Genomic DNA, 6,000 nt, shown 5'->3' with positions numbered 1-6,000 from the left:
GGCGGGGCGGTGGGTGGGGGGGGGGGCGGGGGGGGGGGGGGTGTTCCCGCCGCCCCGGGGGGGGGGGGGCGCCGGGGGGGGGGGGGCCCCCCCCCCGGGCGCCCCCCCCCGCTCGGGTCCGCGGCCGGCTCAGCCGGACATGGCGACCAGCACCCTGCGCTCACCGGTGAAGGGGCGCCTGCCGTGCCCGGTGGCCACGTTGTCGATGACCATGAAGTCGCCTTGCCACCAGTCCACGTCGACGGCCGTCTCCAGGCCCCGGTCGTGGATGTGGAGGATGTGCTCGTCGGGGATGGGGCTGCCGTCCGCGAAGGTGACCGACTGGGGCAGTTCCTCGGGTGGCAGGATCTGCGCCAGTTCGCGGGCGGTCTCGTCGCCGAGGGCGGCCGGGTGGAAGTGGTCGGCCTGGTTGAACCAGACCTCGGTGCCGGTCACCGGGTGCCGGATGGTGGCAGGGCGGACCGGGCTGATCATGCGCAGGCCGCCGTCGGCATCCCAGTTCCAGGTGAACCGCCCCGCCTCGAGGAAGGCTTCGACCTCGTCCCGGTCGTCGGTCTCGAACGTCTGGCGCCAGCCTCGGCCGAGCCCGAATCCGTCGTGCAGGTTCTGGGTGTAGCGGATGCCGTCGCCGAAGGCCTCCCGGACTTCTGCGTCCAGGGAGGCGAGCCAGAGTGAACCGTCCACGACGGGTGTCGCCCCGCCGGAGCCGGGGGTGGTGGCGCAGTAGAAGAAGAGGCGCTCCGGCCAGTGGTGGCTGTAGGACAGTTCGCTGTGCATCGCGATGGTCATGTGCTGCGGGTACTCGGTCGACGTGTAGAGGTTTCCGCCGAGCTGGGTACGCGGCGAGGTGCCGTGCAGGTATCCGAGCCGGTTGGGCAGGAGCAGCTCCATCACCGTCTCTATCTCCCGCTCGGATATCCCGAACCCCCGGAAGACCAGCGCCTTTTCGCGGGCCAGAAGCTCCGCCGGCTCTCCCAGGGCCTCGAGCCGTCGGCGCACCCCTTCGGCGCCCAGCGGTCCGCCTTCGGGGTGTATGTCGAGTGGGCGCCAGTCGCGGGCGCCCTGCGCCGGGGTCGTGCCGGCGGTGGGGGTCGCGTCGTCGATGGTGCTGGTTTCGCTCATGGCTGGACTCCTCGGCTACTGACTCGTTATGCGTGACCAGGCGTCGTCGTCCTGCTGGAACACCTGGTCCTTGATCTCGGCCGGCCGCATCCCGGCCGCGAGGCGCCGGTGCCAGTGCTCGGTGAAGGCCGATTCGGGCACCACGGCGACGCGCAGCGGGCCGAGCGCCGCCATGGAGCGGGCGGAGCGGTATCCGCGGCTGACCCGGCCGAGTTCCTTGTCCACCAGGTCCTGGAAGGCGAGCCTCATGGTCAGGGGCAGTGGCGTGCGCACGGCGACGGCGAGTGTGTAGTGGGGGCGGTCGGGGCCCTGCTCGCTGCGGCAGGTCAGGTTGACGACGTCGACGCCGAGCCGCCGGCTCGCCTCGCGCATCGCCCGTACGACGTGCGCCTCCCGCAGCCGCTCGCCGGCCGTGTCGGACACGGTGGCGCGTCCCGCGTACTCGACGCGCGGTACTCCGGCCACCCGGTCCACGACGTGCGTGACGTCGCCGAGGACGTAGCGGTACAGGCCGCCCGGATGCGAGAGCACCACGTGGTAGTCGCGTCCCGGCTCGAGCTCGTCGTACAGCAGCGTGGGACTGTCGGGCAGGACGTCCCGGTCCGCGTCGACGAACTCGTACAGGGCGCAGGAGACCGCCAGCGGGCCCGCGGTGGGGTGGTCGTCGCAGGGGACGCCGACGGGGCCTTCGGACGCCGCGCTCGGAGCCGGCAGCATGACGACATCGCTGCCGTACTCCTCGGTCAGGCGCGGCAGATACAGCGAGGCGAGGCCGCTGGTCCAGCCGTAGAGCAGGCGCATGCGGGGCCACAGGACGGCCGGTGTGGGGCGTCGCCCCGGTGCCCGGGAGGCCCGTTGCCGCAGTTCGGCGGCGCGCTCCGGGTTCGGGGCGCCGCCGGGCCGGCCGAGGCAGGTGCCGTCGTGGATGTCCTTGAGCAGTGCGGGCCACCACTGGACGAGCAGCTCGGGCAGCATGGCCAGCAGCGTCGGGTTGTGGCCGATCACGGACCGGACATCGTGCTCGGCGGCGACGCGCACACGGGCGTAGAGCTTGTCGAGGTGGGCCCCGTCGTCCAGCGGCACCGGCAGCTCCGCCCAGGGTGCGCTGCTGCCGGGCTCCTGCCCGAGCGCACCGGCCCCGGGGCCCAGATCGGCCCGGCTGGGGCCGACTTGCGGTGGCCCGCCGGCGTCGGCGGCCGCCCGGGGCAGCGGGTCGTGCCGGAGGTTCAGACAGCGCGAGCCACGGGCGAAGGCCTCGGGGTGGTACTGGGCGGGCACGCCCATCGCCGCCTGGAAGAAGGGCAGATAGACCCGTCTGACGAAGCTGTCCGTGACGGGGACGCGTTTGCGGCGGCCGGTGGAGCCGCTGGTCGTGAAGAACAGCCGTGGTTCCTCCCGCGTCAGGACCCGTCGTTCGCCCTGTGCCGCGCGGGTGATCCAGGGGGTGAGGTCCTCGTGGGTGCGCAGTGGTACGGCCGCCCGGTAGTCGTCGACGGTGCGGATACGGGCGAATCCGTGCTCCCGCCCGAAGGCGGTGTCGGCGTTGTCGGCGAGCAGGTCGTCAAGGATGCGCCGCTGCCACGCCGCGGCGTCCGGGAGGGTCGCCGTCAGTTGCTCCTTGGCCGCGACGAGGCGGCTGCGGTAGGCGGTCTCGCTGTCGCCCGGCAGGTCCGTGAGGACGCTCGCGGGCTCGCTCACAGTCATGATCGTTCCTTCGTCCGTTGCGGGTCCTGGGCGAGCGTGGCGAACGCGCGCAGCTTCCCGGCTCTGAGGGGATCCGTATGGACCCTTGTGTACGAGGCCCTCCGCGGAAGTCGGTCGATGTGTGGCGCGTGGTCGACGACGACGCGGTCGCCGGGGGCGAGGGCTCCGGTCAGCTGTGCCTCGGCGAGCGTGTGGCTCAGGTGGATGAGGTAGTGCGGGAGGGTGAGACCGCAGGTCGCGACGGTGAGCCGACCGCTTGCGGCCTTCTGCGCGGTGCCGCTGGGCCCGCGCACGGTGTAGGAGGGCGGTGCGGTCGGCACCGTGCCGTCGACCCGGCGCAGCAGCCGGCTCAGCTCACGGTGGCGGTTGCCGGGGTGGGGCGCGTACCAGGCGATGCGCCGGTCGGCGCTGGTGAAGGACGGCGGCAGCCGGCGAGCCAGATTGACCGGGTCGCCCACGAGGAAGACGGTGCGGGTGAAGTCGGCGAGCCAGCCGGCGGCGGTGCCGGGTGAGAGCGTGGCCGTGAAGTCCACGACGGACTGGGCGAACCGGGACGGATCGAGGTCGCGGAGCACGGCCACGGCGGGCGCGCGGGGCACTTCGGCGGTCGTGGCATGACCTGCCGCGACGCTCAGCCGGGCGTCCAGGAGTTCGCGCAGCCGCCGCTGGATGTGCTCGTCATCGTGCTGATGCGGCTCCCGCTCCGCGCACGGACACCGGAGCGGCTCGGGCGTGGGTGCGGACGCCGGATGGTTCACAGATACACCTCGTCCAGGAGGGCGGTGTTCGTCGTGCCCCGACGGTGCTGGGCCAGCAGGCCGGTGGTGAGCCGGTAAGGGTCCACGCAGGGGTGTGGGCGCTGGTGCCGGGCGAGCAGGTCGCGCAGGGTCGTCTCCGCCGGTTGCGGGGCCTGCATCTTGAGCACGCGCTGTGCGCGGCCCATGCAGCGCCGCAACAGCTCCGTGCGGTGCGGCTGCGGATCTCCACGGCCGAGTACGGCGATGAAGTACAGGCGCATCCCGAGGCGGTAGATGTCCGGGCCGACCAGGTCGAGGTACCGCTCGGCCAGCGCCGCCGCGGTCAGTCCCTCCCACCCGCCGTGGCGCGCGGACTTGATGTGCCCGTCGGCGCCGCGCACCCGCCCGAGCACCACGAGGTGGACGCGGGCGCCGAGCCGCTCCAGCACATGCCGTACGAGGGCGAAGTCGGGGCGCGCCTCACGGTCGCAGGTCAGCACCAGGTCGTCGTAGTCGCGTACCAGCGGCACGAGTTCACGCAGCATGGACGCCAGGTAGTTGGGCGTGCCGTCGGCGGAGACGAGCAGGCGCAGGGGCATGCCGGCCCCGGTGGCGTCGAGGTGCACGGGGCCGCCCCAGCGGCGCTGGTCGATGCACAGGTGCAGTTCTGCAAGGAGCGCGACGAGGTCGTCGAGGCCGATCCGCGGGTTCGTCCGGTTGCGCAACCCTGGGTCGTCGACGCCGAGTTCGCGCAGTCGCCTGGTCCACAGCTCGAGGATGCGGTCGCCGGCGGGGTGGAGCGGCGCGTCCGGCGCGAGCAGGGCGGGCGCGGCCTCGGGGGCGCGGTTTCGCTGGTAGTCGACGTACAGGGCGCCGATGCCCTCCTCGTCGAAGGCGGTGAAGTCGGCGTGCGGCGCGGTGCGGTCGAGGTGCGCCCAGAAACCGAGTGTCTGTGCGTTGAGTACGCCGACGCTCCAGCTGTAGAGCACGTCGACGTGGTGCAGCAGGGCCGTGGCCCGGTGCATGACATCGCCCCAGAGCAGCCCTTTGACATGGCTGAGTGTCAGCGGCTTGGTCGGAGCGATGGGTACCGGTGCGAACAGGACGCGTCGCGCATGCCCGGTGGCGGTCGACTGGCGCGGCGGCACATCGGCCTCCAGGGGGTGGATGGTGGGAGCTTCCCGTGCTCCCGGTCCCCGCCGGGACGGGGGTTCCTCGGGGGGACCGGGAGCTGCGCGGGGCACGGCCCCGGCTCCGGCGGCTTCGGGCTGGCCCGACGGGCGCGGCCGGACGCTCACTATGCCCCCGGTGCACCGGCCCGGGTCAACGGCGGCCGTTCAACTGCGCAGTCGCCTCCGTTGAACAGGCGGGAGGCGCCGATCGGGTGCGCGCGCCGCGTGGCTGAACACCGTTGATCAACGGGTCGGGGCGGTGTCATGGTGAACCGTCCCGCACCACCGGGGGTTGTGGCCCCGCTGTGGTCGCCGTGTGTGGTCGGCGCTGTTCGAGCCCTCTTCGGTACGGCCGCGCCGGGCCCGTGACGACCCGCCTCTTGTGCCTGCTGACTGCGACGACTTCGTCCCGGACGACCTGGAGACCCTCTTGCGCACCGAGACTCTGACCGGGGGCGCGTCGTGCCCTATGTGACCTCGAACGGGATCCGGCTCTCCTATCAGCGCCAGGGCCGCGGCGAGCCGGTGTTGCTCATCATGGGCTCGGGCGCCGCCGGGCATGTCTGGACGACGCATCAGACGCCGGCGCTCAACGCGGCCGGTTACGAGACGGTCGTCTTCGACAATCGGGGCATCGGCGCGTCCGACGCGCCGCCCGGAATGTATGCGCTGGCCGACATGGTGGCCGACACCAAGGGGCTGATCGAGGCTCTGGGGCTGGGTCCCTGCCGCGTCGTCGGCACCTCGATGGGCGCGATGATCGCTCAGGAGCTGGCGAGTCAGTACCCTCATCTGGTGCGTTCAGCCGTGCTGATCGCCACCCGCGCGCGCTCCGACGCGACCCGGCGGGCGCTGACCGAGGCCGATCTCGCCCTGCGCGAGAGCGGCGTTCGGCTGCCCCTGAAGTACGAGGCGATGCGGACCGTCCTGGAGATGCTCTCCCCCGCCACGCTCAACGACGACGGCGCGGCGAAGAGCTGGCTGGAGATCTTCGAGCTGACCGGCGGCGGCAACGGTGGCGGGCAGGCCGGGGTGGACCGGGCCGGCGACCGTCGTGAGGTGTTGCGCTCCATCAGCGTGCCGTGCCGCACGATCGCCTTCTCGGACGACCTGATCTGCCCGCCGCATCTGGTGGCCGAGGTGGCGGACGCCATCCCCGGTTGCGATCACGTGGAGATCGAGGACTGCGGGCACCTGGGGAACCTGGAGCGTCCGCAGGCCGTGAACACCGCGATCATCGAGTTCCTGGACAAGCACTGACGCCG

5 protein-coding genes are annotated in these 6,000 nt (G+C 72.5%); 1 reads left to right on the top strand and 4 read right to left on the bottom strand.

Features of this window, described 5'->3' with window-relative positions:
• Nucleotides 1–129: 129 nt before the first annotated feature.
• Genes ACIRS4_RS32820 through ACIRS4_RS32805 form a run of 4 tightly spaced genes read right to left on the bottom strand, consistent with a single transcriptional unit; the run spans nt 130 to nt 4,588 of the window.
• Complete coding sequence (locus tag ACIRS4_RS32820) at nt 130–1,122, bottom strand: TauD/TfdA family dioxygenase (RefSeq protein ID WP_404202981.1); 993 nt, start codon at nt 1,120–1,122, stop codon at nt 130–132.
• Between the two features lie 15 nt (nt 1,123–1,137).
• On the bottom strand, nt 1,138–2,826 hold the full coding sequence (locus ACIRS4_RS32815; RefSeq protein WP_404202979.1) for a GH3 auxin-responsive promoter family protein: 1,689 nt from the start codon (nt 2,824–2,826) through the stop codon (nt 1,138–1,140).
• Nucleotides 2,823–3,584, bottom strand: coding sequence for a DUF6182 family protein (locus ACIRS4_RS32810; RefSeq protein ID WP_404202977.1), 762 nt, complete (start codon nt 3,582–3,584; stop codon nt 2,823–2,825). The genes ACIRS4_RS32815 and ACIRS4_RS32810 overlap by 4 nt, the downstream gene beginning before the upstream one ends.
• On the bottom strand, nt 3,581–4,588 hold the full coding sequence (locus ACIRS4_RS32805) for a hypothetical protein (RefSeq protein ID WP_404202975.1): 1,008 nt from the start codon (nt 4,586–4,588) through the stop codon (nt 3,581–3,583). Before ACIRS4_RS32805 ends, ACIRS4_RS32810 begins: the two co-directional genes overlap by 4 nt.
• 609 nt (nt 4,589–5,197) lie before the next feature.
• On the opposite strand from ACIRS4_RS32805, the gene ACIRS4_RS32800 reads away from it, so the two are divergent.
• Entirely contained in the window at nt 5,198–5,995 is a 798-nt protein-coding gene (locus ACIRS4_RS32800) for an alpha/beta fold hydrolase (RefSeq protein WP_404202973.1), read from the top strand.
• Nucleotides 5,996–6,000 lie beyond the last annotated feature (5 nt).

This window comes from Streptomyces sp. NPDC101166, assembly GCF_044768125.1.
Taxonomy (GTDB): Bacteria; Actinomycetota; Actinomycetes; order Streptomycetales; family Streptomycetaceae; genus Streptomyces.
Note: the sequence above shows the minus strand (reverse complement) of the source record. Positions and strands in the feature narration are given on the sequence as shown.

Bases quoted from the DNA above. Each gene is read 5' to 3' on its own strand.
- ACIRS4_RS32815 (WP_404202979.1), bottom strand. From the start codon at position 2,826: ATGACTGTGAGCGAGCCCGCGAGCGTCCTCACGGACCTGCCGGGCGAC.
- ACIRS4_RS32805 (WP_404202975.1), bottom strand. From the start codon at position 4,588: ATGCACCGGGCCACGGCCCTGCTGCACCACGTCGACGTGCTCTACAGC.
- ACIRS4_RS32820 (WP_404202981.1), bottom strand. From the start codon at position 1,122: ATGAGCGAAACCAGCACCATCGACGACGCGACCCCCACCGCCGGCACG.